The following is a 22,233-nucleotide window of genomic DNA, read 5'->3' on the forward strand; positions in this document are numbered from 1 at the left end:
ATGAAGAAACGTATTTTAAACTCCATATCAGCATTCATGCTGATGATTCTGGGCCTTACTACTATTACTTCCTGTCAGGAGGAATTTTCTAAGGTGATCCCAGAAAATAATAATGATTCCATAGATGTTATCTATGGAACTCCAAAAGTATTATTATTGATTGTGGATGGAGCTCGCGGGGAATCCGTTCGAACTTCCAATATTCCCAATATCAATGCACTTATTCCCCATTCTATCTATTCATGGGTATCGCTAAGTGAAGAAAATGCCGCTGGAATTTATTCCAATTGGTCAAATTTGTTCACCGGTGTTAACTTTAGCAAGCATGGAGTCAGGGATAATACTATTGAAAACAATAAATTCGATGCCTATCCCCTATTGGCACAACGCATTAAGGATGCAACAAATGACTCCATAAAAATGAGTACCATAAGTTCGAATGCAACATTCCTTAAATATTTTGGTGCTAATACCAAGGCTCAAACTGCTCAAAATGATGATGATGTAACAACTAAAGTGATCAACGACCTGAAAGATGAAAAGTTATCACTTATTACAGGACATTTCTCCGCTGTTGATGCTGCTGGTAAATCTGCAGGGTATGATGTTTCAAAGCCTGCCTATAAAGCTGCTATCGAGAAGTTTGATGCTCAGGTTGGGCAAATGATCAAAGCTTTGGAAGCTCGACCTAGTTATGCAAAGGAAAACTGGATGGTCGTAATTACCTCCAGTCAAGGTGGAGAATATGAAATCCCTCCTGCGCAAAATGATAATACCATTTTTAGTAATGCTGCTGTAAATACTTTTACAGTAATTTACTCCCCTAAATTCAGCACCAAATTTGTGGGTAAACCATTTATTGGAAATAAATTTATCGGGGATTTCATGCGCTTTAATGCCGAAAACTATGCCCAATTGGATTCTGGTGATAACAGCATCTTCAATCTGGACAATAAGGATTTCACCATTGAGCTAAAAATCAAAAAGAATAAAGGACGCGACAACAACTACGCCTTTTGGTATCCATCCATTATCGGAAAAAGACAACATTGGCAAGGTGGTTGGGGTGAAGATCCATCTGGTATCGGTTGGGTAATCCACCTTTCTGGTGAATCATGGATTTTCAATGCGCGTGGAGATAAAGGTACCGGGGAAGTGAAAGCAGATAAAAACTTGAACCGTGGTACTTGGAACTCAATTGCAGTAACCGGTCAAACCGTAGATGGTAAGAGAACGGTAAGATTATACACCAATGGGGAATTATCAAAAGAAGCGGAAATTACTGGCTGGGGATCCATCACTTCAGAAGCTAAATTAAGAATCGGATTCCTAGAAACACGTGAAGGATGGCGTTCTGATGCTTACCTAGCGGATGTTAAAATTTGGAAAGAAGCTCTCTCACCTCAAACCATTAAACAGTATAGCTGTGAAGTCGGAGTAGAATCAAACCACCCGAATATTAACTTCCTAGCTGGTTATTGGCCAATGAACTCCACCGATGGTTCTGTCCTTTTGGATGAAGGCCCATTTGGTTCACATATGAAAACTCACGGAAATTATCCAATCACTAATTTGAATGATTTCATCTGTGCACCGTCTGCAGAAACCCTGAGTGCTTTGGTTCCTAGAAACATTGATGTTGCTACCCAAATCATTAGCTGGTTAAAAGTTCCAAGACAGTTGAGCTGGGGATTAGATGGTCGAGTGTGGATTGATAAATAAACCTTTAGATTATGAAAACCATGTTGAAATTATTCAAAAATATATTCCTACCTATCCTACTCTTCTCCATTATTTGGGGTTGTAAGGATACGGCATTGGAAGATTTCGCCATCAAACCAGGCTCCTCGACCACGGTTGGGTCTGGGGATATTGCTGGGGGAATCACCAAGACCAATGAGCAAATCACAGTTCCTGTGAGTATTAAGCTAAGTACTCCTGCTTCAAAAGCATTTGAAGTTAATTTGGCAGTCAATCAAAAAGCCGCTGCTGATCATATTAAATCCAAAAACTTGGGCAGTAATTATGTCGCTATCAGAGCAGAGTCTATTTTCCTGCCAAACAGTACCAAGGTAAATTTTGGAGCTGACTCTACAGTATTCAGTTTAACCATAACACGCACCGAAGTTGAAAAATACTTCGGAAAGAATATTGTAATTGGTTACAGCATTACAAATGCGGGAAAAGGAAATAACATTGATAAAAACAATGCGATCGGCGTATTGATCTTAAAGGTAAATGATTTAATAACCCAATCTGATATTCACTTTCTTTCCTTAACGAATGGTGCTGGAGAAGTTTTGGTTGCGAAGAACCAAATGAACTATGAAAGTTCATCTTCGGGATTGACGATCCCTATTGGAGTCAGCTTGGCGAGTTTCCCGGGATCTGCATTTTCAGTGGATATTGGGACCTCAACAGATACGATTGCCCAATTAATCAAAGCCGGGACGCTTCCTGCAAACACCATTGGTTTAAATCCAGACCAATATACAATCGCTTCAAAAGTACAGTTTCCAAGTAATGCAAAAAATGCAGGACTTGAATTGACAGTACCTTGGTCGGTTATCAGTGCAAATCTGGATAAAAAATTAGCTGTCATGGTGGAGTTAACTTCCTCTACCCTACATGTAATTAACCCAGAGAAAAGCTATGGTATCTTTTTGATTGATTCTGAAAATGTGGTAGAAGTCGATGTTACCAATGATGGCGTCTACAGTTATAGCCGTGATAATGGTAACCAAAATGAAAATGCATTAAAACTGATCGACAACAATTATGATTCTAAATTCTTATTGTTTGACTTCGTTGATTTGGAATTAAAGCTAGTTTATACGGAAGCTCAGAAAATTGGTGCTTACACCTTTACATCAGGTAATGATGCTCAAGAGCGTGACCCAGCAGAATGGGTGTTATATGGATCAAATGATGGTAATACTTGGGAGGCAATAGATGTTCGCCGTACGGAGGTATTCAATGGTCGGAAAGAAACTAAGCGCTTTAATATTGAGTTCCCGAAAGCTTACAAACAATTTAAGCTGCACATAGAAAGAACTAGAAGTAGTAGTTTATTCCAAATGGCAGAATGGAGAATGGTTAGAATTCCTTAACAATAGCAATTTACAGAATTATGAAAATAATGAAATATGCATTTATCTGTTTAATCCTAGGATTGATAAGCAGTTCATGTAAAAAAGAAGAACAAGGGGTTCCGGAAATTGTCGAGAAAGAACCAAAACCAACGGCATCATTTAACTATGCCTTGGTCAGCGCCAATGACCCTTTCACTTATAAATTTGATAACAAAGGCACTAATTTTAAGGAAACCCGTTGGGCATTTGGAGATGATAGTACATCCTCCGTGGTTGCACCTACCCATACGTTTTTAAAAACTGGAACTTTTGTGGTTACCATGACAGCTTTAAACGGCGAAGGATATTGGGCCCAAAGGGAGGAAACTATCCGAATATCTGCGGCGAACCTAATCAAGGTGAACACCAAGAGCTTAGGGGCTGGTAAACTGAATCTATCTTTTACCACGAATATGGCTGTATCCAAAACAGAATGGAGAGATGGGTACAAAAATACATCGTCGGTCATAAGTACGGATAAAACCATTGACCTGACTTTTGAGCCAGGCACATTTAAGGAAATTCAGTTAAAGGTGACCACATCAAAAGGATCAACAGCCATCTTGGATCTTTTTGTTGCCGAATTGGGCTTGATTAAAGATGTTACAACCTTCCAAAACACATTCACCGTATCTCATGAGAACAGTGGTGGTCCAGATGCTGGTGAAGGTTCTAAGAAGATGATTGACGGTGATATTACAACCAAATTATTTGTTGGTGGTGTGGGTGGCAATATGAGTTGGCAATTCTTATTTGATGCACCACAAATCGTAAATGGATATAGTATGACTTCTGGTAATGACTCACCAGACCGTGATCCAAAACGCTGGAAAGTAGAAGGATCCCTGGATGGTAAAACCTGGGTGACCGTCGATGAAAGGTCCAATGAATTCTTCACCGAAAGAAGACAATCAAGAACCTTTAGATTTACAAATAAGGAGGTTTATAATTACTATAAATTCTCTATGTTAGAATTGAATGGCGGTAGTAACTTCCAGATGTCTGAAGTTCGAATATTAGAATTCCCGCAATAAAGAGTCCATATTAAAAATTGATAGTTTAGTAATAATCTGGTTGCTGATTCTGTTTACAGAAGAAAGCAATCAGATTTTTTTATGGAAGACTTCCACCTCTCCCATAGGTTCCTTAGGAGAGAAATCAATTCCCATTCTGATATCCAATGAAATATCAGATTAATTCAATTCATGTTCCAACCTTGTTCTATTTACTAACACATTTCAGCCTCACTTCCTTCAGAAATTCTCCGGACCTTGTCCGCAAATTTTCGAAGGATGTCCGAAGAAGGTCCGGAGAAGGTCCGGGAAAAATCCCCAGAAGCCTGCTATTTGAATCGAATTTTTAGTGCTAAAGAATACTATTTAAGGTTTAACCAAAGAAAGATGAATAAACTTAAGATAAGAAGAGATAAGAGGGGTTAGAAAATAATAGGAAAGTGGAATGGGGAATAGGAAGAAATCAAAAGGAATAAAAAAAGTCTGTTTGGAAATTCCAAACAGACTTTTTTTATGGTTTTAATGCTTACGCAGTTTTCTCAGTATTCATTGCTTTAGAAGCTTCAAGAGAAATTGCAGTTTTGTCGAAGCGAATTTTAACACCGTTACCAACATCAACTAAAAAAGTTTTGTCGCTAACTTCAACGATACGACCATGGATACCAGCAGTAGTAACGATTCTAGAGTTTACGCCAATTTCTTCGATATATTTTTTGTGTTCCTTTTGTTTTTTCATTTGTGGTCTAATCATAAAGAAATAGAAAACCACTATGATCAATACCATAGGAATTAACTGTGCAAAGCCACTTCCACCTAATTGTAATAAAATTGTTGAAATCATCTGTATATTATAATTTATAGTTTGCTCTTAAATTGCTTCAACTTCACCTTTTAGTTGAACAGTAGTAATATTGGATTCAGCATTTGAAGCAATCGTAATAATTTTTTGTTGCAATCCAATCTGTCCGGCACTATTAAATTCAACAGCTATCTCGCCTGTCTTTCCTGGTAGAATAGGTGTCGTTGTAAATGTTGGAGTTGTACAACCACAACTTGCTGAAACCTGAGATAAAATAACCGGACTTGTACCTGTGTTTTCAAACTTGAAAACATGTTTCACCACTTCACCTTCTTTGATCTTTCCGAAATCATAAACAGAACTTTCAAAATCCATTTTTCCAATTCCATCAAATCCTTCCGCAGATGCAGCATTAGCAGATGCTTCAGTTGTATTATCAGCATCAGATTTTTTGGCTTCCTGATTACAGGAGCTCATAAAAACAGTTGCAGCAACGAAAGCTAAAATTAATTTTTTCATGTTTATATCATTAAGCAATTAATCCTCTACCCTCTTTTTTGATTCTTCTTTGCGCATTCAAATCCGCAAGGATCTTATCAAGGATACCGTTGATAAAGGTACTACTTTTCAAGGTACTGAAAGATTTGGATAATTCAATGTATTCGTTAATTGTAACTTTTACTGGAATAGTAGGGAAATTAATCAATTCTGTAATGGCCATACGCATCAATAAATTATCCACTAAGGCGATACGGTCCGATTCCCAGTTTTTAGTTTTAGCAGCAATCATATCCTGATATTCTTCCCCATATTTAATGGTCAACTTTAATAAGTCGATGATGAAATCTTTGTCTTCGATCCAACTAGGGGTTAAATCTGCTAATTTATTTTTTGCAGGCACCTCAGAACTGAAGTTCTTGAAAGTTTTGGCAATCATCGCCTGTAACACTTCCTTATCGACTTGCCAATTGATGAAACGCTCATCCAAGGCTTGTTCGATATCTGGTGATTTCAGAATAATCTTTTTAAAGATATATTTTATGATATCCTTTTCTGCCGAAATAGAACGGTCTTCTAGATTTAGGTATTCCAAATAGGCTTCAGAATCCTTTAATTGAGCGAAAATAGAACGCACGATTTCAGGATCATAATTCCAGTCAACGTTATAGCGTTTAACTTTTTCCAGGTACTCACGATTTTGTCGCAAGGAGTCGATAAAAGTATTGCTATTTAATTTTGTAGAAGTAAAGGTCTTATCCTTATCGGTTGGTATCCACTTATTGGCAATACCTTCCACATCGATCAAAACATACTCTGCCACTTCATCCAAAAGATTTAGTGTCCAGATATACATTTCATCGACTTCCTCAACGCTTTTGAGCAGACTTTTCTCAAAATTTACAATGCTCTTGTCTTCCGACAAGCTGTAGGCATACAATGTCTGCATGACCTTTACCCTAAGGTGTCTTCTATTTAGCATAATTTAATGAAAGAACGAATATTTAATAAAGAACGATATTATACTATATTATTTTAATTTCTTCATGTCCGCAATACGCTTTTCAGCTAATTCTTTAGCGGCCTGATATGTTGAAATATTTTCTTCTTTTGATTTTTGAATCACGTGTCTGGTTGCAGTGTAGATGTAACGGATCAAATGATCTGTACGATCGGCACCATAACCTTCTAATTCAGAGTAACAACTGATAAGAGCACCAGCATTGATTAGAAAATCAGGGGTATAAAGGATATTATTTTCCTTTAATAACTCTACAGTTTTTTCTTCTTCCAAAAGTTGGTTGTTTGCAGAACCCGCGATAATTTTACAACGCATACGAGGTACGGTATCTGGATTTACAGTTCCACCTAATGCACATGGTGCATACACGTCAGCATCCAATTCAAAGCTTGTCGAATAGGTAATAGGTTCTGCTTTGTATTTGGCCGCGATTTTCATTTTTCGCTCCTCAGTCATATCAGAAACATATACTCTCGCATTTTCAGCGCGTAATAAGGATACCAAATGTTCCCCTACGCTACCCACACCTTGAACAGCAATTTTTCTACCAGCAAGGTTATCATCGCCATACAACTCTTTGATTGCGGCTTTGATACCGTAGTAGACACCTTTGGCTGCGAAAACCGTTGTATCACCTGAACCGTTTAATGAAGTTGGCAAGCCAGCAACATAATCCGTTTCAGCATGAATATATTCTAAGTCTTTTTGCGTAGTACCTACATCAATCGATGCAATAAAGTTTCCGTTCAATCCATTGATGAATCTTCCGAAACGACGCATTAAAACTTCAGATTTTTCAGTTCTATTGTTTCCTATGATAATTGCACTACCACCACCAAGGTTAAGACCAGCTAAGGAAGCTTTATAGGTAATAGCTTTCGAAAGACGCAAAGCATCTTCAATTGCTTCTGCTTCGGTTGCATAAGGCAACATCCGGACACCGCCGATTGCTGGACCTAATGTCGTATCATGAATCGCGACAATAGCTTTCAAGCCGACTTCTTTATCATTACAAATGAAGATATTTTGATGGTCTGAAACACGCATCAAATCAAATAAGGAGGTAGAATCTTTTTGCATAAACAAACAAAATTTAACAGGTACAAAATTAGTAAATTATTTAGTTCTTTAAGGAAAAGGCTTAAAATATTCGAATAAAGGCAAACTATTGACATTATCACAACTTTACTCCATAGTTTATTGAAAATTATCCATTATTTTTGTTCAAATGAAGGAACTATCATACCTCAATAAATTTTTCTATAAGTACCGTTGGCGCATTATTCCAGGTGTGATATTCGTAATCATATCAAATTACTTCGGAATTCTTCCTGCACAGGTCATCCGTGAAGCTTTTGACCTGGTCAAGGAAAACATCGATTTATATAGATTATATGATGGATTCGACCGCCAATCGATCATCTATGAGGTATTCAGTAAAAGCTTATTATTCTTCGGAATTGTCGTTTTAGTCCTCGCCTTATTGAGAGGAATTTTTCTCTTTATGATGCGACAAACCCTGATCCTAACCTCCCGACATATTGAATATGATATAAAGAATGAAATTTACCAGCATTATCAGCAGTTGGATTTTTCGTTTTATAGAAAGAACAATACTGGGGATTTGATGAATAGAGCAACTGAGGATGTCAATCAGGTTCGAAACTACTTAGGCCCAGCAATCATGTATGCGATAAATACAGTTGTATTGTCCATTATGATTATTTACGCCATGTATAATGTAAATGCTACATTGGCGACCTATTCCCTCCTACCGATTCCTATTATCTCGGTCATTATCCTTTTTGTAAATAAGGTCATCAATAGAAGAAGTGAACGCATTCAACGTCAGTTATCCCAATTATCATCCTTTGTACAGGAAACCTTTTCAGGTATTCGGGTGATCAAAACCTATACACGAGAGCAGGATAAAATGGAGAATTTCAAGGTAGAGAGCGATCGATACAAGGATATCAATTTAAATCTGGTAAAAGTTCAAGCGATCTTCTTTCCATTGATTATCTTCTTAATTGGGTTCAGTACTATTGTAACAGTTTATGTGGGTGGACTAGAAGTAAATGCTGGTAATATTACTGCTGGTAATATTGCGGAATTCATTATTTATGTGAATCAACTAACCTTTCCAGCTATGTCCTTAGCTTGGGTAACTTCCTTGGTACAAAGAGCGGCAGCATCCCAAAAAAGAATAAACGAATTCCTACATACTCATTCTGAGATTAAAGGTGGTACCTTGGATCATGAAATCAAAGGCGATATCCAATTAAGAAATGTTTCATTCACTTATCCTGAAACTGGGATCAAGGCTATTGATAATATCAGCTTTCATATACCAGCAGGTAAAACCATGGCTATTATAGGTCGTACTGGATCTGGCAAATCAACCTTGGCTAATTTGCTGATGCGGATGTTTGATGCGGATCAAGGTGAAATCTTATATGACCAACGTAATATTCGGGAATATGACTTAAAATCTGTTCGGGAACAATTTGGATTTGTACCACAACAAGTCTTTTTATTCTCGGATACCATTGCAAGAAATATAGCTTTCGGCTTGGACCAAGTTGATATTGATAGAGTTGAACAAGCGGCTAAGGATGCTGTTGTATATGAAAATATTATCGGCTTTGATGAAGGCTTTGAAACACATATTGGCGAGCGCGGAATCACACTTTCAGGTGGTCAAAAACAAAGAGTGTCGATTGCAAGGGCATTGGTCAAAGATCCTAAAGTTTTAATGTTTGATGATTGTCTTTCTGCTGTAGATACGAAAACTGAGGAAGAGATCCTACATAATCTAGGGAAAATCATGGCAGGAAGAACCTCTATTATTATCGCTCATCGAATTTCTACCATTAAAAATGCAGATCATATTTTAGTCCTTGAAGATGGTAAAATAATCGAAGAAGGCACACATGAACAGCTGCTAGCCATCAATGGAGAATATGCTTCTTTATATGAAAAACAATTGTTAGAAGCATAAAGATTATACTTTAACAAAAAAGTAATAATTACGTTAAATAGCTCCTGTTAAATTAGATGTAAATTATTTACATTTGACCTAAATTATTACCAAATCATTATGAAATCTATCTTACTAGGGCTAGGCATGCTATGTGCATGTCTCATGGGTTATACCCAGGAAAATCCATTGCCAAAACTTGATGTTGGTTTATTCCTTACAGATCATAAGCAAATTGACACTTCAGCCCATGCCATAGTCATCTATGAACATGGGAGAACAGATTTGGAATATAGCGAAAGTGATCGGGGAATGCGTGTGGTTCATTCCACCTATGTCAGGATAAAAATCCTAGATAAGGAAGGCGCAAATGCTGCGAATGTCACGATACCCCTTTATAAATATGGCTCAGATATGGAATATGTTCGGGAAATTCAGGGAAAAACCATAAACTTTGATAATGGCAAACTCATCACAGATGAACTAAAAAAAGAAGCCATCTTCACGGAAAAGGCTTCACAATATAACCAATTAGTAAAGTTTACTCTTCCTAATATTAAGGATAATTCCATTATTGAGTATTCATATCGATTATATTCACCAGCAATAAGAACCTATCGTACCTGGTATTTCCAATCTGAATTTCCAAAAATTCACAGTGAGTATGTATCCATAATTCCGGCTACATTTGATTACAATATTAACTTAAAGGGTTTCCTTCCCTTAACAGATCGTAAATCTGAAGTTCTTCATAAACATTTTCTTCTGAATGGAGTTCGTCAAGATTGTTCCAAGTTCACTTATACCATGAAAGATATCCCCGCTTTTAAAGAGGAGGATTATATGCTAGCCCCGATTAACTATATTTCATCCATCAATTATGAACTACGAACTTATCTTGACCCCAATGGTCCACATACCAACTTTGCGAAAAAATGGTCCGACATTGATCAGGACTTGATGCAAGACAAAGAATTCGGTGGTCAGATAAAGAACAAATCTGCATTTAAGGATATTTTACCAGAAATAATAGGCAACAAGGAATCGGCATTGGATAAGGCAAAGGCGATCTACTATTACATTCAAAAAAACATCGTTTGGAACCATATCATTGGGAAGTTTGCCGAAGTCGGAATTAAGAAAGCCCTGGAAACAAAAAAGGGAAATATCGGTGATATTAATTTCAGTTTGATTGCGGCATTAAATGCTGCTGAAATAGAAGCATTCCCCGTGATTATCTCTACTCGTCAGAATGGAATGCCCAATTACTTATACCCATCAATGAGTGATTTTAATGCTGTGATCTGTTTAGCAAAGATTGATGGCAAAGATTATCTATTGGATGCTTCTAAAAAGTTCCTTCCATTCGGTGAGTTATCCATAGAATCAATCAATGACCGCGGTCGGGTAATCTATTCAAAAAATCAATCTGATTGGATAGACCTAAAAAATGTGGTTCCAGCTAAGAAATCGATTAATATTTTAGGACAGTTGGATTCGACAGGCAAGATTACTGGCACTATTCGGGTTTTATACTCTGGTTTGGATGCATTATTTAAACGGAGAGAAATTGACGAATACAACAGTTTTGAGGAGTACGAAGAAGGAATTATGGAGAAAATCAGCAGTATGCGAGTTTTGGGGGTCAAAGTAGAAAATCTAGAAAATTTAGATAAGGATTTCATAGAAACATTAAGTTTTGAAATGGATTTGAGGGATAATTATAAAGAGGCTAATTTTTTATTGAATCCGACCTTCTATGAAAGAACAACAAAAAATCCATTTAAACTGGAAGAAAGGACCTATCATGTAGATCTTGGTGCTCCTCAATTAGAAAGTTTTAATATCTCCATTAGTCTACCCAAAGGTTTTGTAAACAGCAGTAAACCAAAGGATACTTCGATGGCTTTGCCAGAAGGCACTGCCAAATATATCTTTAAATCTCTAGTGAATGAAGATTTATTGATGGTTCAGCAATCGATCGCTTTAAATAAGGCAATTTACAACCAAGAGGAATACTTCCATTTGAAGGAATTTTTCGCAAGGATAATCCAACAACAAATGACAGACTTTCAATTCAAAAAGATATGATTGGAAAGATCAGAATATTCGCATTTATAGCTGTATTATTTCATCTGAATGCGCATGCGCAATATGAAGTAAGTGACATCCCAAAAGAGCTCCTGAGCAGGGCTTCTGCTACCGTTCGTGAAGAACATCAGACTTTTAACATCCTAAGTCCAAGTGAAATGATTGAAACGGGCAGAAGGGTTATTACTATCCATAATAACGCTGGTGAAGATTATAATCGGATTGAATTTTCTTATGATAAATCTCGTCAGATAAAAAACATCAAAGGCGAGGTCTTAGATGCGGATGGCAAAACTGTAAAAAAATTCTCGGTTAAAGATTTTAAGGATTACAGTGCCTCTGAAGAGAGCACCTTGTTCACCAATGCAAGGATTAAGTATTTAGCGCCATCACTCTCCTCCTTTCCATATACGGTGGTATTTGATTATGAAATCCGTCATAATCAAACCCTGGCTATAAATTCTTGGAGACCAAATTTCTATGGAGATGTATCTGTCCAAAAAAGCAGTTATGAGATCTTAGCGGATCCGAATAATAAATTGAGGATCCTGAAGAAAAACCTTAAAAGCGAAGGCAAAGAGGAAATCAAGGGGAAACAGAAATCTTATTTTTGGGAAGTCAGCAATATCCCGGCAGTACGTTCTGAACCATATAGTCCAAATCGTTTTGAAACAGGGATGCGGGTTTTTGTGGTTCCGGAATCCTTTGAATACTACAAGCATGCTGGCCAGGTCAACAGTTGGAATGATTTCGGCAATTGGCTAAGCGTCAATTTATTGAAAGATAAGCGAAAGCTACCTGATGCGACCATTGCTAAAGTAAATGACCTATGTAAGGATTTAAAAACCGATAAGGAGAAGGCTAAAGCCTTATATGAATATCTCCAACAGAAAACACGATATATTTCAGTTCAGATCGGTATAGGTGGTCAGGAACCATTTCCAGCATCTGATGTGGATCGTTTAGGATATGGCGATTGTAAAGCCTTGGTAAACTATATGCAGGCATTGTTGGATGTGGTCAATATACCGTCCTATTATTGTATTGTTGAGGCTGGTAACAGAAAGATGGATGTTGATCCTGAATTTGCCAATCTAATTGATGGAAACCATATTATTTTATGTTTGCCTTTTGAAAATGATACGACATGGTTGGAATGCACTAGTCAAGAGCTTCCTTTCGGATACCTAGGTGATTTTACAGATGATCGTCTGGTCCTTGCAGTTACTGAAAACGGTGGAAAAATAATGCGTACCGCAGTTTATTCCTACGATCAAAACCTGCAACACCGAAAAAGTTCATTCGTGTTATCACCTGAAGGAAAAATCAGTGGTACAATCAATACAGAATTCGCAGGGACACAATTTGAAAATCATTTTGTCAATGTTAAAAAAATAAAGGATGATCAAATCAAAAACCTACGTCGTCAATACGATATCAATAGAATTCAATTTAACGACATCAAATACAGCATCAATGATGGACCCAAGCTTTCCTTAACGGAGGAGCTGAGCATTGAGGCCGAGAATTTTGGTATAAAAAACAACAATAACATCACTGTATTTCCAAATTTCCTAAATCGTATTTCTCCAATTCCAGATATTCGCAATCGCAGTAACCTAGTTAAAATCACGCGTGGATATACGGATATTGATGAAACAGAAATTCAATTACCAGATAACCTACAGCACGTAATAATCCCCTTAAAAAAGAAGTTTGAGGTTCCCATGGGGGTTTACGAGTTAACAGTTGATATCAAGGATGGGAAAATGGTTTGCTACCGGAAATTACAAATCAAAGAAGGAGTCTATCCAGCAGCTAGCTACGCTGATTTCAGCAATTTTATGTTGGAAGTATCCCTTTTAGATGGGACAAAATATAATTTGGCGCTAAAATAGGAAATATCGGAAATTCCAGTATATTTGCTGCGCTAAGGGGGATTAGCTCAGCTGGCTAGAGCGCTTGCCTGGCAGGCAAGAGGCCACCGGTTCGAATCCGGTATTCTCCACACTAATAATCAGGTATTTATGAAAACTCATAAATGCCTATTTTTTTCAGTACCCTCCCAGTACCCTCCAATTTGCATAATCGATTTTGTTTTAACTTGAGAATATTATTTACAATAAAGATATTTTTAAAAGTGTTACCGATTGAAAATCAATTAAGCTATAATCAAATTAAATTCAGATTGTATAAACCCAATAAAAAAACTTAAATTGCAGATAACCAATTATTGAATGTTCGGAGGTTAAAACTTCCCAATATTTTATGAACTGCTAATTAATAATCTAAATAACGTAAAAATGATTAATTCAACTGAGAATCAAAATGATCATGGCAAAGGTCATGACAAAGACAAGAAAAAGGTCACAATTATTGTAAATGGGACTCCTCATGAAGTCGAAAAGGATGATATGACATTTACAGAAGTCGTCACATTAGCCTTTCCCAATTATCCGCAACATCCCGAACGTAGTTATTCAGTGAAATATGTTAGGGGGCAAGGTAATAAACCTGAAGGGATATTAACCAATGGTGGAACAGTAAAAGTAAAAGATGGAATGGAATTCACAGTTTCAGAAACTGGTCAGTCATAATGATGATTTAAAAAAACTCGTTGAGAAAGGATATGCTGTTTCGATTGACAACAATCACCTGGTCATAAGGGATATTCCGTATTTGAATGAAAAAGGAGAATTAAAAATTGGTGCAATCGTATCTAAATTGAATTTCATTTCTCCGCTAAAAGTCACCCAAGTTGACCATCAGGTTTTCTTTAGCGGTTCTCACCCGTATGAACTGAACGGCAATCCAATTGGAAATTTTGGCGGAGGACCAATTTCTATCTATTTGTTAGCAGAGGATTTTAAGGTAGAAAGATCTTTTTCAAATAAGCCACTAAGTACAGGAGCATTTAAAGATCATTTCGAAAAGATTGAAAATTATGTATCGTTAATTTCCGGTCCAGCGATTGAGAAATTTCCTGAACAAACGCCATATACTTTCCGTCAAGTCGAAAGTTTTGGAGATACAATTTTCAAATTCAACAACACATTAACGAGTAGAGCTGAAATTGGGGACTTAGCCACAAGATTTAATGACGATGTAGTCGCGATTATCGGACTTGGAGGAACCGGTTCTTATATTCTGGACTTCTTGGTAAAAACTCCTGTTAGAGAGATAAGAGGATTTGATTATGATAAATACCACATTCATAATGCCTACAGATCTCCTGGAGCTTTGACTGTGGATGAATTAGATAAAAGTAAGGCAGAAGTTTATTTCAATAGGTATAAGAATTTTCGAGAAGGAATCAAGATGGTACCTTCCTTTATTGTCGCAGGATCGGAAGCTGAACTTGATGGAGTAACTTTTGCATTCGTAAGTATAGATAAAGGTTCCGCTAGAGCCGAAATCCATCAATTATTGATCAATTTGAAGATTCCGTTTATTGATGTTGGAATGGGGCTGAATCGTGATAAAGGAACGATTGGAGGATTGGTACGTACCACCTATTTTCCTGTCGAGAACGCTCATCGCGTTGTTGAGAAAAAGTTAGTTCCTATAGCAGATTATGAGGATGATATATATAAATCCAATATTCAGATATCAGAACTTAATGCATTAAATGCTAGTATGGCAGTATTAAAATTCAAGCAAGTTAGGGGGTTTTACAATGACGATAGTCAATACTATTATACTTTGTTCGACCTGACAGATAGTAAAAACATTGGTGAGAATGAATTCTAAGATTAGATTAGAACAAGTAGTATTTATTCCTAACGAATTAGATCAGGGCGTTTTATATGTTTCAGACCGATATAACGTAGCCGTTCATCTGTGTGCTTGTGGGTGTGAAAATAAAGTTACGACCCCTTTGGGCCCTGCTGAGTGGTCTTTCAATAATGATGATAGTGGACCGACTCTTTATCCTTCAATTGGGAACTGGCAGATTCCATGCAAATCCCATTATTGGATAAAGGACGGTGAGATTCTATGGTCATATGCATGGACCGAGGAACAGATCGAAAGGGGCAGAAAAAATGACCAAGAAAAACTTGAACAATACTTTAAGCAACGGGAGCTACCAGAGATAAGACCACAAGAAAAAGAAGCAAGGAAATCTTTTTGGGTTCGGATCAAAGATTGGATTCTACAACTGTTTAAATAAATTAGATTAAAATTAGATATTAATATAGCCTGATCCTGACATTAATTTACATTATTTAATTATATGGATCAGGCAATTTCCCTAACACCCAATCGATGATACATGAACGATAAACAAGGGAATTATCAGTGATTTTATTATCTACCTGGTTCAAAAACAAATCAAAAGAAAGCTAGTAAGTACCCTCCCAGTACCCTCTAAAGGTAGTTTTAAGTGGTATTAACTAAAATACTGTATTACCATTTCAAAAGACAACTCACTGATAATCAATAAATATTAAACTATATTATATACCTTTGCCTTATAGATCATTTGCCTAGCAGGCAAGAGGCCACCGGTTCGAATCCGGTATTCTCCACGTGATTATAGGCGGACCAATTAATTGGTCCGCCTATTTTTTTTGGGAATGGGAGGATAATGTTGGGGGGGCGGGAAATTAGGACGCAGGGGAAAGAAACTCCAGAGGAGTTTAATGTTAGTAATTGAGGTATTAAACAAGGTAAGCCCAAGATGGTTTAATCCCGGAGGGGGATTCTGAGCAAGGCCGAAGAATCTGTTTTATTAAACACAATGGTGTTGTCATTCCAAATCTTCGATTTGGAATCTATTTTTTGTCGATTGATTGACAAACATGTCGCCCCTATGGGGCTGTATGTTGGTGAAGCTACAGATATGCCGCCCCTACGGGGCTGTATGTTGGTGAATGGTCCTTGCTACAAATATATCGCCCCTATGGGGCTTGTGAATACAATGCGGAAGGTATGTCGAATAAATGAAACGAATTGTACGGGCGTATCGCATACGCCCTCTAATGACCGATGATGGTTTGATTATTCATAGGGGGAATAAAGGGGTAATTGAAAAGAAGTGTATGGGTGGGGAATAAAAAGGGCGTATGCGTGGGGTATTAAAAAGGGCGTATGCGATACGCCCTCCAATAACCACAGTTGTTTTCTGGAATTGATGTTCATAAAAAAAGCCTGTTTGGAGTTCCAAACAGGCTTTTTTTATGTTTTTATTTAAACCTTAGTTATTTTCTTCTACTGGAAGAACAGATACATAAGATTTATTGTTAGCTTTTTTACGGAAAACTACTGTTCCGTCGATTAAAGCGTATAAGGTATGATCTTTACCGATACCAACGTTAGCATCAGGGTTGTGTTGAGTACCACGTTGACGTACGATGATGTTACCAGCGATTGCTTGTTGACCACCGAAAATTTTAATACCTAATCTCTTACTGTGTGACTCACGGCCGTTCTTGGAACTACCCGCACCTTTTTTATGTGCCATTTCTTTATTCTAATTTAAGACTTGCGTCAGATTAAAAATTCGATTATAAACTGATACCAGTAATCTGGATTTTAGTGAATTGTTGACGGTGACCGTTTTTCTTCTTGTAACCTTTACGACGTTTTTTCTTGAAAACGATAACTTTTTCACCTTTCAAATGTGACAAAATAGTAGCTGAAACTTTAGCACCTGAGATACTTGGAGTACCTACAGTAAACTTACCACCGTCTTCTGCTAACAATACATTGTCAAATTCAATACTAGCGCCTTCGTCTCCTTGTAAACGGTGTACAAAAAGATATTGGTCTTTTGCAACCTTAAATTGCTGTCCTGCTATATTTACTATTGCGTACATTGTTATTTATTAAAATTGTTAATATTTAATGAGTCGCAAAGATAGAATATATTTTTTAATTGAACAAAACTATTTTATCTATAATCGTATTCTATGGACACGAAATAGCGAAATGGAAATTTTAACTACAGACTCTTGATTTCCCCCTTGATCGGAACGGTTTGTTTCCAACGTCCAACAAGGGTAGCCAAGAATCCAGTAGTTTTATTTTTGAGAGTTATGGTATAGTCGCATTCACGAGAAATAAAAGTTACCTCAGCGAATACCGATCTTTTAGAATTAGCGGGAGTCACCACATTTACAGGCTGGGTTGCATCAGCCATAAATGCTGTTGTTTGTTTTCCTTTTACATACTTCACTTTAGCATCCCAATACTTGATACCTTGGTATATAAAAGGTGCCATTCCAATTAAAGTATCTGGGGCCCAATCAAAGGTTCCGTAGTAATCAGAAGTAAAGTCAGAGATGAAGGCAGCTTCCTTATAAAACTCCTTTACAGGCGTTGTTAATGTTAACGGAGTTGTAGCCTTGTTATCAATTGTAACTGCTGGCAACTTCTGTTTCCATATTTTACGTGCAGCGGTATTCTCCTTTACCTCTGTTTTCACCCATTCATATTCATTACCTTTTTGTTGTGTAATTTCAACTTCACGAGCTGAATTCTCATCTTCAATACCGATAAGGATTCGACGAGGATCATTACTAAGATTCTCGGTCATTGAGATAAATAGTTTGTCAGGATCGGAGGATTTCTTTTCTAAGGAAATAAAACCTAAAGAACAATCCACACGACCGAAACTGCCGAGACGCATTAATTGTAATCCACCATCCAATAAGTAATGAGTAGGGTTAATGTTTTTTACGTAAACCACCTTCCATGAGCCGGAAGACATTTTGACTTCCCTATCGGTGAAGCCTGTGTTGGTTTCAATGTTAGCTTTCTCCTCCTTGACAAGAACATTTTTGAATTCTGCTTCTTTCTCGCAAGATGAAAGACACAAAGCAGTAGACAAAAATAATAAGCTTAATAAGCGGGTTTGTGTTTTCACGGCGAAATCATTTTAATTTATTGCCAAATTTATTGAATAGTATAATATCTTGTAGACGAATAGCTATAAAAAAAAATATTTTCCTTGAAATAGATACTAAAAAATCATTTTTGATTCGGTAAAATTTTTATGATAAACGAGAATTGTAACTTTTTAAAACAAAATCCTTGTAAACAGGAACATAATATTGGTCAGCTAAATTGTAACTATAAAAAAAATCCTCCAAGACATTTAGTCATTGGAGGATTTCCTATTTTGGGGTTGTAGACTAGCCTACAATTTCCTGAATTTCATTCATTATTTTTTGTGCTATAGCTTCAGCAGCTTCAGGACTAGGTCCTTCAGAGTAAATACGAATAATAGGCTCAGTATTCGATTTACGCAGATGCACCCATTCATTTGGAAAATCGATTTTTAAGCCATCGATTGTAGAATGTTGTTCATGCGCATATTTTTCCTGCATTTTTGCCAATAGATTATCGATATCCAATTCAGGAGTTAAAGTAATCTTGTTTTTGGACATAAAATATTGAGGCAATTCAGCACGGTATTCTGTTACTTTCTTACCTAATTTAGCTAAGTGAGTCAAGAATAAAGCCACTCCTACCAATGAGTCACGACCATAATGTGAAGCAGGATAAATCACCCCACCATTACCTTCACCACCAATAACAGCATCCACTTCTTTCATTTTAGTAACCACATTCACCTCTCCTACTGCAGCAGCGAAATACTGGCCACCATGTTTTTCCGTCACATCACGCAATGCACGCGTGGATGAAAGGTTGGAAACGGTATTTCCTTTTTTCTGACCCAAAATAAAATCAGCAACAGCAACCAAGGTATATTCCTCGCCAAATAATTCCCCATCTTCCATCATGAATACCAAACGGTCAACATCAGGGTCAACAGCGATACCTAAATCAGCTTTATTATCCAATACAGCTTTCGAAAGATCAGTTAGATGTTCCTTTAAAGGCTCAGGGTTATGTGGAAAATGTCCATTAGGTTCGCAGTGAATCTTATAAACAGTTTCTACAGCAAGAGCTTTCAATAATGCAGGGATGAAAGTACCACCAGTACTATTAACCGCATCAACAGCAACTTTGAAGTTTGCTTTTTTGATAGCATCCACATCCACAAACTCTAATGCAAGAACATCATCGATATGTTTCTGTAGGAAAGAATCATCCTTTGTAACAGAACCTAATTGATCCACTTCTGCAAAGTCAAAATTCAGACTTTCACCAAGCTCAAGAACTTCTTTACCTTTTGCATCGTCAATAAACTCGCCTTTATCATTCAAAAGTTTTAAGGCATTCCATTGACCTGGATTATGGGATGCTGTCAGAATAATTCCGCCAGCAGCTTTTAATTTAGGGACTGCAATCTCCACGGTTGGAGTTGTAGACAAACCAAGGTCAATCACATTGACACCAATACTTTGAAGCGTTCCGATCACAAGATTAGAAACCATTTCTCCAGAAATACGAGCATCACGACCAACGACAATAGTTTTATTTTCAGCGTTTTCCGTAATAATTTTTCCGTAGGCAGCGGTAAATTTCACAATATCTACAGGTGTTAAGTTATCACCTGGTCTACCGCCTATGGTTCCTCTAATTCCTGAAATTGATTTTATTAAAGCCATAAGTTTAATTGTTATTAATGCTCGTAAAAATAGTGTATTAAAATAATTATTGTGGTTTTTTATTCTTTTTTTCCTTCTAATGCATATCTTTGTTGCAACTTTGTTTCGTTTACGATATTACATAAGGTATTACGTCTTATTTTTTTAGATTTGATTTAATTAATAAAATTGGACAGTTCTACTTCAAAAATATGTTAGAGAAAATAATACATTTCGATCAAGAATTATTTCTATTAATCAATCAGGGCTTAAGCAATATTGTTTTTGACTGGTTGCTACCTATTTTACGTAATCCTTATACCTGGTCACCGCTTTATTTATTTTTGATTATTTTCTTTATCAAGCATTATGGCAAGACTGGAGTTTTAATCGTGGCCTGTACCTTGGCAACTTTTGGAATTTCGGATGCGACATCATCACATTTGATAAAGAAAACAGTTAAACGGGTTCGGCCATGTAATGATGTAGTATTCAAGAATGAAGTCAATTTACGAGCTCGATGTGGTTCAGGGTTTAGTTTTACTTCTTCCCATGCTACAAATCATTTTGCGCTTGCCTTTTTCTGGATCGTATTATTCCGTCGCAAATGGAAACACACTCTTTGGTTGTGTATTCTATGGGCGGCGTCTATTTCATTTTCTCAAATCTATGTCGGCGTTCATTACCCATTGGATATTCTCTGTGGGGCAATATTAGGAACCCTGATTGGATTAGGAACAGGATATTTATTTAAGAGGTTTTATCCTCAATTTTTTGAACCCAAACCCATTCCAACACCAACAGCTGCATGAGTAGTTTCTTGATCGTATCCATTTTATTTTTCTCCGCATTACTAAGTGGTATTGCCGTATTCTTTGTTAAAAGAGATAATACCCAATTATTAAAATTGGTTTTATCCTTCAGTGGGGCCTATTTATTTGCCATTACGGTATTGCACCTTATTCCTGAGGTATACCATAGCAACCAAACTCCGGGGGAGGTAATTGGTCTTTACATCCTAGGAGGATTTTTATTTCAATTGGTATTGGAACATTTTTCTCAGGGGATTGAGCATGGACACATCCATCAGAGTCATGAGGGTCACAAGCACCAGGCCTTTCCAATTGCAATTCTAATCAGTTTATGTTTGCACGCGTTTTTGGAGGGATTTCCATTAGCTTCCGGACACCGCAACGAACTGGTCTTTGGGATTGCCATCCACCATATCCCAGCAGCCTTTGCATTAGGTAGTTTATTGATTGGTACACGCTTAAATAAGCAGACCATCGTCTTATTTATTGCGGTTTTTGCAGCGATGACACCCCTTGGTTTTATAACAAGTAAAGGAATCAGTGCGGGAGAAATTGGAAATATAGCTCAATATTTCGATAAGATCATGGCAGTTGTCATTGGTATATTCCTACATATTTCGACGACCATTTTATTTGAATCAGGTTCTGCGGATCACCATACCTTCAACAAGAAAAAGATGTTGGCGGTATTACTGGGGGTTTTGGTTTCGATGGCTAACTTTTTATTTGAAGGTCACGATCATTCTCACCATAATCATGGGCCATCAGAACAAACTGAGGAAACCCACAATCATGATCATCACGATCATGACCATCATGATCATGAACATTAATTAGAAGTCGGAGACATCGAGATGTCCTCGAAACTTATCTAACAGTTCACTGAGTTTCAAGCAATCCTCAGCGGTAATGTTTTGAGGAAGAACATCATCCAACATCATCTCTGTTTCGATTTCTTGAAGCAATTCCAAGCCTTTCTCTGTGATTAACAGATCTACTGCGCGCTTGTCGACGCTGTTTTTTTCCCTAGAAACTAGGTCTTTGCTTACAATACGGTCCACCAACCTACTGATGTCAGGGGTTTTGGTGAGCAACCTTTCCTTTAACAAGTTATTGGTAACGGGTTTAGGGTACTGACCGCGTAAGACGCGCAACACATTAAACTGTTGCAAGGTGATTTGTTTGGCATTCGCTCTCTTTTCAAGCATCACGTTCAACCAGTTGTTAGTGTAAATAATATTGATCGTTGCGCGATGCCAAGGACTTGCGAATTGCCTGACTTTAACCAATTCTTCGATCTTCGGCATATTTAATAATACATTAGTGTGACTTAATCCGCAATTTAAAAGATTTTAATTATTTATCTTTGCTAATGTTGATTTTTTTTAAA

At 37.1% G+C, this 22,233-nt stretch carries 20 protein-coding genes and 2 tRNA genes; 13 read left to right on the forward strand and 9 right to left on the reverse strand.

Translation table 11 applies throughout. The annotated features are described in order from the left end of the window. The 3 genes from ACF3OC_RS14050 to ACF3OC_RS14060 are packed head-to-tail and all read left to right on the forward strand — an operon-like array spanning position 1 to position 4,165. Positions 1-1,722 carry an alkaline phosphatase family protein gene (locus ACF3OC_RS14050; RefSeq protein WP_182499550.1) on the forward strand — a complete coding sequence of 574 codons (1,722 nt, stop codon included), beginning with the start codon at positions 1-3 and terminating at the stop codon, positions 1,720-1,722. 11 nt (positions 1,723-1,733) lie between these two features. Then, the gene (locus tag ACF3OC_RS14055; protein ID WP_094256028.1) at positions 1,734-3,110 is read left to right on the forward strand and encodes a DUF1735 domain-containing protein; all 1,377 of its coding nucleotides are present in this window, start codon (positions 1,734-1,736) and stop codon (positions 3,108-3,110) included. A gap of 20 nt (positions 3,111-3,130) precedes the next feature. After that, on the forward strand, positions 3,131-4,165 hold the full coding sequence (locus ACF3OC_RS14060; protein WP_094256029.1) for a PKD domain-containing protein: 1,035 nt from the start codon (positions 3,131-3,133) through the stop codon (positions 4,163-4,165). A 505-nt stretch (positions 4,166-4,670) separates the two neighbouring features. On the opposite strand, the gene yajC is transcribed toward ACF3OC_RS14060, so the two are convergent. Genes yajC through ACF3OC_RS14080 form a run of 4 tightly spaced genes read right to left on the reverse strand, consistent with a single transcriptional unit; the run spans position 4,671 to position 7,542 of the window. Further along, the gene (yajC, locus tag ACF3OC_RS14065; protein ID WP_094256030.1) at positions 4,671-4,985 is read right to left on the reverse strand and encodes a preprotein translocase subunit YajC; all 315 of its coding nucleotides are present in this window, start codon (positions 4,983-4,985) and stop codon (positions 4,671-4,673) included. Positions 4,986-5,012: 27 nt separating this feature from the next. Further along, on the reverse strand, positions 5,013-5,462 hold the full coding sequence (locus tag ACF3OC_RS14070) for a DUF1573 domain-containing protein (protein ID WP_094256031.1): 450 nt from the start codon (positions 5,460-5,462) through the stop codon (positions 5,013-5,015). A 10-nt stretch (positions 5,463-5,472) separates the two neighbouring features. Continuing rightward, the gene (gene nusB, locus ACF3OC_RS14075; protein ID WP_169715150.1) at positions 5,473-6,423 is read right to left on the reverse strand and encodes a transcription antitermination factor NusB; all 951 of its coding nucleotides are present in this window, start codon (positions 6,421-6,423) and stop codon (positions 5,473-5,475) included. Positions 6,424-6,471: 48 nt separating this feature from the next. Continuing rightward, the gene (locus ACF3OC_RS14080) at positions 6,472-7,542 is read right to left on the reverse strand and encodes a Glu/Leu/Phe/Val dehydrogenase (protein WP_094256033.1); all 1,071 of its coding nucleotides are present in this window, start codon (positions 7,540-7,542) and stop codon (positions 6,472-6,474) included. A gap of 148 nt (positions 7,543-7,690) precedes the next feature. Here ACF3OC_RS14080 and ACF3OC_RS14085 point away from each other — a divergent pair, with 148 nt between their 5' ends. The 8 genes from ACF3OC_RS14085 (at position 7,691) to ACF3OC_RS14120 (ending at position 16,062) form a co-directional block, all read left to right on the forward strand. Then, complete coding sequence (locus ACF3OC_RS14085) at positions 7,691-9,463, forward strand: ABC transporter ATP-binding protein (RefSeq protein WP_094256034.1); 1,773 nt, start codon at positions 7,691-7,693, stop codon at positions 9,461-9,463. Between the two features lie 99 nt (positions 9,464-9,562). Further along, entirely contained in the window at positions 9,563-11,533 is a 1,971-nt protein-coding gene (locus tag ACF3OC_RS14090) for a DUF3857 and transglutaminase domain-containing protein (RefSeq protein WP_392469509.1), read from the forward strand. Next, entirely contained in the window at positions 11,530-13,431 is a 1,902-nt protein-coding gene (locus tag ACF3OC_RS14095; protein WP_392469511.1) for a DUF3857 domain-containing protein, read from the forward strand. Before ACF3OC_RS14090 ends, ACF3OC_RS14095 begins: the two co-directional genes overlap by 4 nt. A gap of 36 nt (positions 13,432-13,467) precedes the next feature. Next, a tRNA-Ala gene (locus ACF3OC_RS14100) sits at positions 13,468-13,541 on the forward strand. Positions 13,542-13,836: 295 nt separating this feature from the next. Beyond that, positions 13,837-14,130, forward strand: a complete 294-nt coding sequence (locus ACF3OC_RS14105; protein ID WP_392469513.1) for a multiubiquitin domain-containing protein — start codon at positions 13,837-13,839, stop codon at positions 14,128-14,130. Next, positions 14,090-15,283 carry a ThiF family adenylyltransferase gene (locus ACF3OC_RS14110; RefSeq protein ID WP_392469514.1) on the forward strand — a complete coding sequence of 398 codons (1,194 nt, stop codon included), beginning with the start codon at positions 14,090-14,092 and terminating at the stop codon, positions 15,281-15,283. Before ACF3OC_RS14105 ends, ACF3OC_RS14110 begins: the two co-directional genes overlap by 41 nt. Continuing rightward, positions 15,273-15,704 carry a DUF6527 family protein gene (locus ACF3OC_RS14115; protein ID WP_392469516.1) on the forward strand — a complete coding sequence of 144 codons (432 nt, stop codon included), beginning with the start codon at positions 15,273-15,275 and terminating at the stop codon, positions 15,702-15,704. Before ACF3OC_RS14110 ends, ACF3OC_RS14115 begins: the two co-directional genes overlap by 11 nt. Positions 15,705-15,907: 203 nt before the next feature. Continuing rightward, positions 15,908-16,062: transfer RNA gene (locus ACF3OC_RS14120), tRNA-Ser, on the forward strand. Between the two features lie 668 nt (positions 16,063-16,730). On the opposite strand, the gene rpmA is transcribed toward ACF3OC_RS14120, so the two are convergent. The 4 genes from rpmA to glmM form a co-directional block, all read right to left on the reverse strand. Further along, positions 16,731-16,997: a 50S ribosomal protein L27 gene (gene rpmA, locus ACF3OC_RS14125; RefSeq protein ID WP_094256038.1), complete on the reverse strand. Its 267-nt coding sequence runs from the start codon at positions 16,995-16,997 to the stop codon at positions 16,731-16,733. A gap of 43 nt (positions 16,998-17,040) precedes the next feature. Further along, on the reverse strand, positions 17,041-17,352 hold the full coding sequence (gene rplU / locus ACF3OC_RS14130) for a 50S ribosomal protein L21 (RefSeq protein WP_093098124.1): 312 nt from the start codon (positions 17,350-17,352) through the stop codon (positions 17,041-17,043). A 125-nt stretch (positions 17,353-17,477) separates the two neighbouring features. Continuing rightward, positions 17,478-18,401 carry a hypothetical protein gene (locus ACF3OC_RS14135; RefSeq protein ID WP_094279962.1) on the reverse strand — a complete coding sequence of 308 codons (924 nt, stop codon included), beginning with the start codon at positions 18,399-18,401 and terminating at the stop codon, positions 17,478-17,480. 268 nt (positions 18,402-18,669) lie between these two features. Next, positions 18,670-20,052, reverse strand: a complete 1,383-nt coding sequence (gene glmM / locus ACF3OC_RS14140; protein WP_392469518.1) for a phosphoglucosamine mutase — start codon at positions 20,050-20,052, stop codon at positions 18,670-18,672. Between the two features lie 191 nt (positions 20,053-20,243). Here glmM and ACF3OC_RS14145 point away from each other — a divergent pair, with 191 nt between their 5' ends. Both ACF3OC_RS14145 and ACF3OC_RS14150 read left to right on the forward strand, forming a co-directional pair. Then, positions 20,244-20,843: a phosphatase PAP2 family protein gene (locus tag ACF3OC_RS14145; RefSeq protein ID WP_094279961.1), complete on the forward strand. Its 600-nt coding sequence runs from the start codon at positions 20,244-20,246 to the stop codon at positions 20,841-20,843. Next, positions 20,840-21,676: a ZIP family metal transporter gene (locus ACF3OC_RS14150; RefSeq protein WP_094256042.1), complete on the forward strand. Its 837-nt coding sequence runs from the start codon at positions 20,840-20,842 to the stop codon at positions 21,674-21,676. The genes ACF3OC_RS14145 and ACF3OC_RS14150 overlap by 4 nt, the downstream gene beginning before the upstream one ends. Here ACF3OC_RS14150 and ACF3OC_RS14155 read toward each other — a convergent pair whose 3' ends face one another. Continuing rightward, complete coding sequence (locus ACF3OC_RS14155) at positions 21,677-22,150, reverse strand: MarR family winged helix-turn-helix transcriptional regulator (RefSeq protein ID WP_094256043.1); 474 nt, start codon at positions 22,148-22,150, stop codon at positions 21,677-21,679. Positions 22,151-22,233: the final 83 nt, after the last annotated feature.

This window comes from Sphingobacterium cellulitidis (assembly GCF_043187465.1).
GTDB classification, from domain to species: Bacteria; Bacteroidota; Bacteroidia; order Sphingobacteriales; family Sphingobacteriaceae; genus Sphingobacterium; species Sphingobacterium cellulitidis.

Bases quoted from the DNA above. Each gene is read 5' to 3' on its own strand.
- rpmA (WP_094256038.1), bottom strand. From the start codon at position 16,997: ATGGCACATAAAAAAGGTGCGGGTAGTTCCAAGAACGGCCGTGAGTCA.
- ACF3OC_RS14055 (WP_094256028.1), top strand. From the start codon at position 1,734: ATGAAAACCATGTTGAAATTATTCAAAAATATATTCCTACCTATCCTA.
- yajC (WP_094256030.1), bottom strand. From the start codon at position 4,985: ATGATTTCAACAATTTTATTACAATTAGGTGGAAGTGGCTTTGCACAG.
- ACF3OC_RS14105 (WP_392469513.1), top strand. From the start codon at position 13,837: ATGATTAATTCAACTGAGAATCAAAATGATCATGGCAAAGGTCATGAC.
- ACF3OC_RS14155 (WP_094256043.1), bottom strand. From the start codon at position 22,150: ATGCCGAAGATCGAAGAATTGGTTAAAGTCAGGCAATTCGCAAGTCCT.
- ACF3OC_RS14145 (WP_094279961.1), top strand. From the start codon at position 20,244: ATGTTAGAGAAAATAATACATTTCGATCAAGAATTATTTCTATTAATC.
- ACF3OC_RS14095 (WP_392469511.1), top strand. From the start codon at position 11,530: ATGATTGGAAAGATCAGAATATTCGCATTTATAGCTGTATTATTTCAT.
- ACF3OC_RS14085 (WP_094256034.1), top strand. From the start codon at position 7,691: ATGAAGGAACTATCATACCTCAATAAATTTTTCTATAAGTACCGTTGG.
- ACF3OC_RS14090 (WP_392469509.1), top strand. From the start codon at position 9,563: ATGAAATCTATCTTACTAGGGCTAGGCATGCTATGTGCATGTCTCATG.
- ACF3OC_RS14050 (WP_182499550.1), top strand. From the start codon at position 1: ATGAAGAAACGTATTTTAAACTCCATATCAGCATTCATGCTGATGATT.
- ACF3OC_RS14115 (WP_392469516.1), top strand. From the start codon at position 15,273: ATGAATTCTAAGATTAGATTAGAACAAGTAGTATTTATTCCTAACGAA.
- rplU (WP_093098124.1), bottom strand. From the start codon at position 17,352: ATGTACGCAATAGTAAATATAGCAGGACAGCAATTTAAGGTTGCAAAA.
- ACF3OC_RS14150 (WP_094256042.1), top strand. From the start codon at position 20,840: ATGAGTAGTTTCTTGATCGTATCCATTTTATTTTTCTCCGCATTACTA.
- ACF3OC_RS14080 (WP_094256033.1), bottom strand. From the start codon at position 7,542: ATGCAAAAAGATTCTACCTCCTTATTTGATTTGATGCGTGTTTCAGAC.
- ACF3OC_RS14110 (WP_392469514.1), top strand. From the start codon at position 14,090: ATGGAATGGAATTCACAGTTTCAGAAACTGGTCAGTCATAATGATGAT.
- ACF3OC_RS14060 (WP_094256029.1), top strand. From the start codon at position 3,131: ATGAAAATAATGAAATATGCATTTATCTGTTTAATCCTAGGATTGATA.
- glmM (WP_392469518.1), bottom strand. From the start codon at position 20,052: ATGGCTTTAATAAAATCAATTTCAGGAATTAGAGGAACCATAGGCGGT.
- ACF3OC_RS14070 (WP_094256031.1), bottom strand. From the start codon at position 5,462: ATGAAAAAATTAATTTTAGCTTTCGTTGCTGCAACTGTTTTTATGAGC.
- nusB (WP_169715150.1), bottom strand. From the start codon at position 6,423: ATGCTAAATAGAAGACACCTTAGGGTAAAGGTCATGCAGACATTGTAT.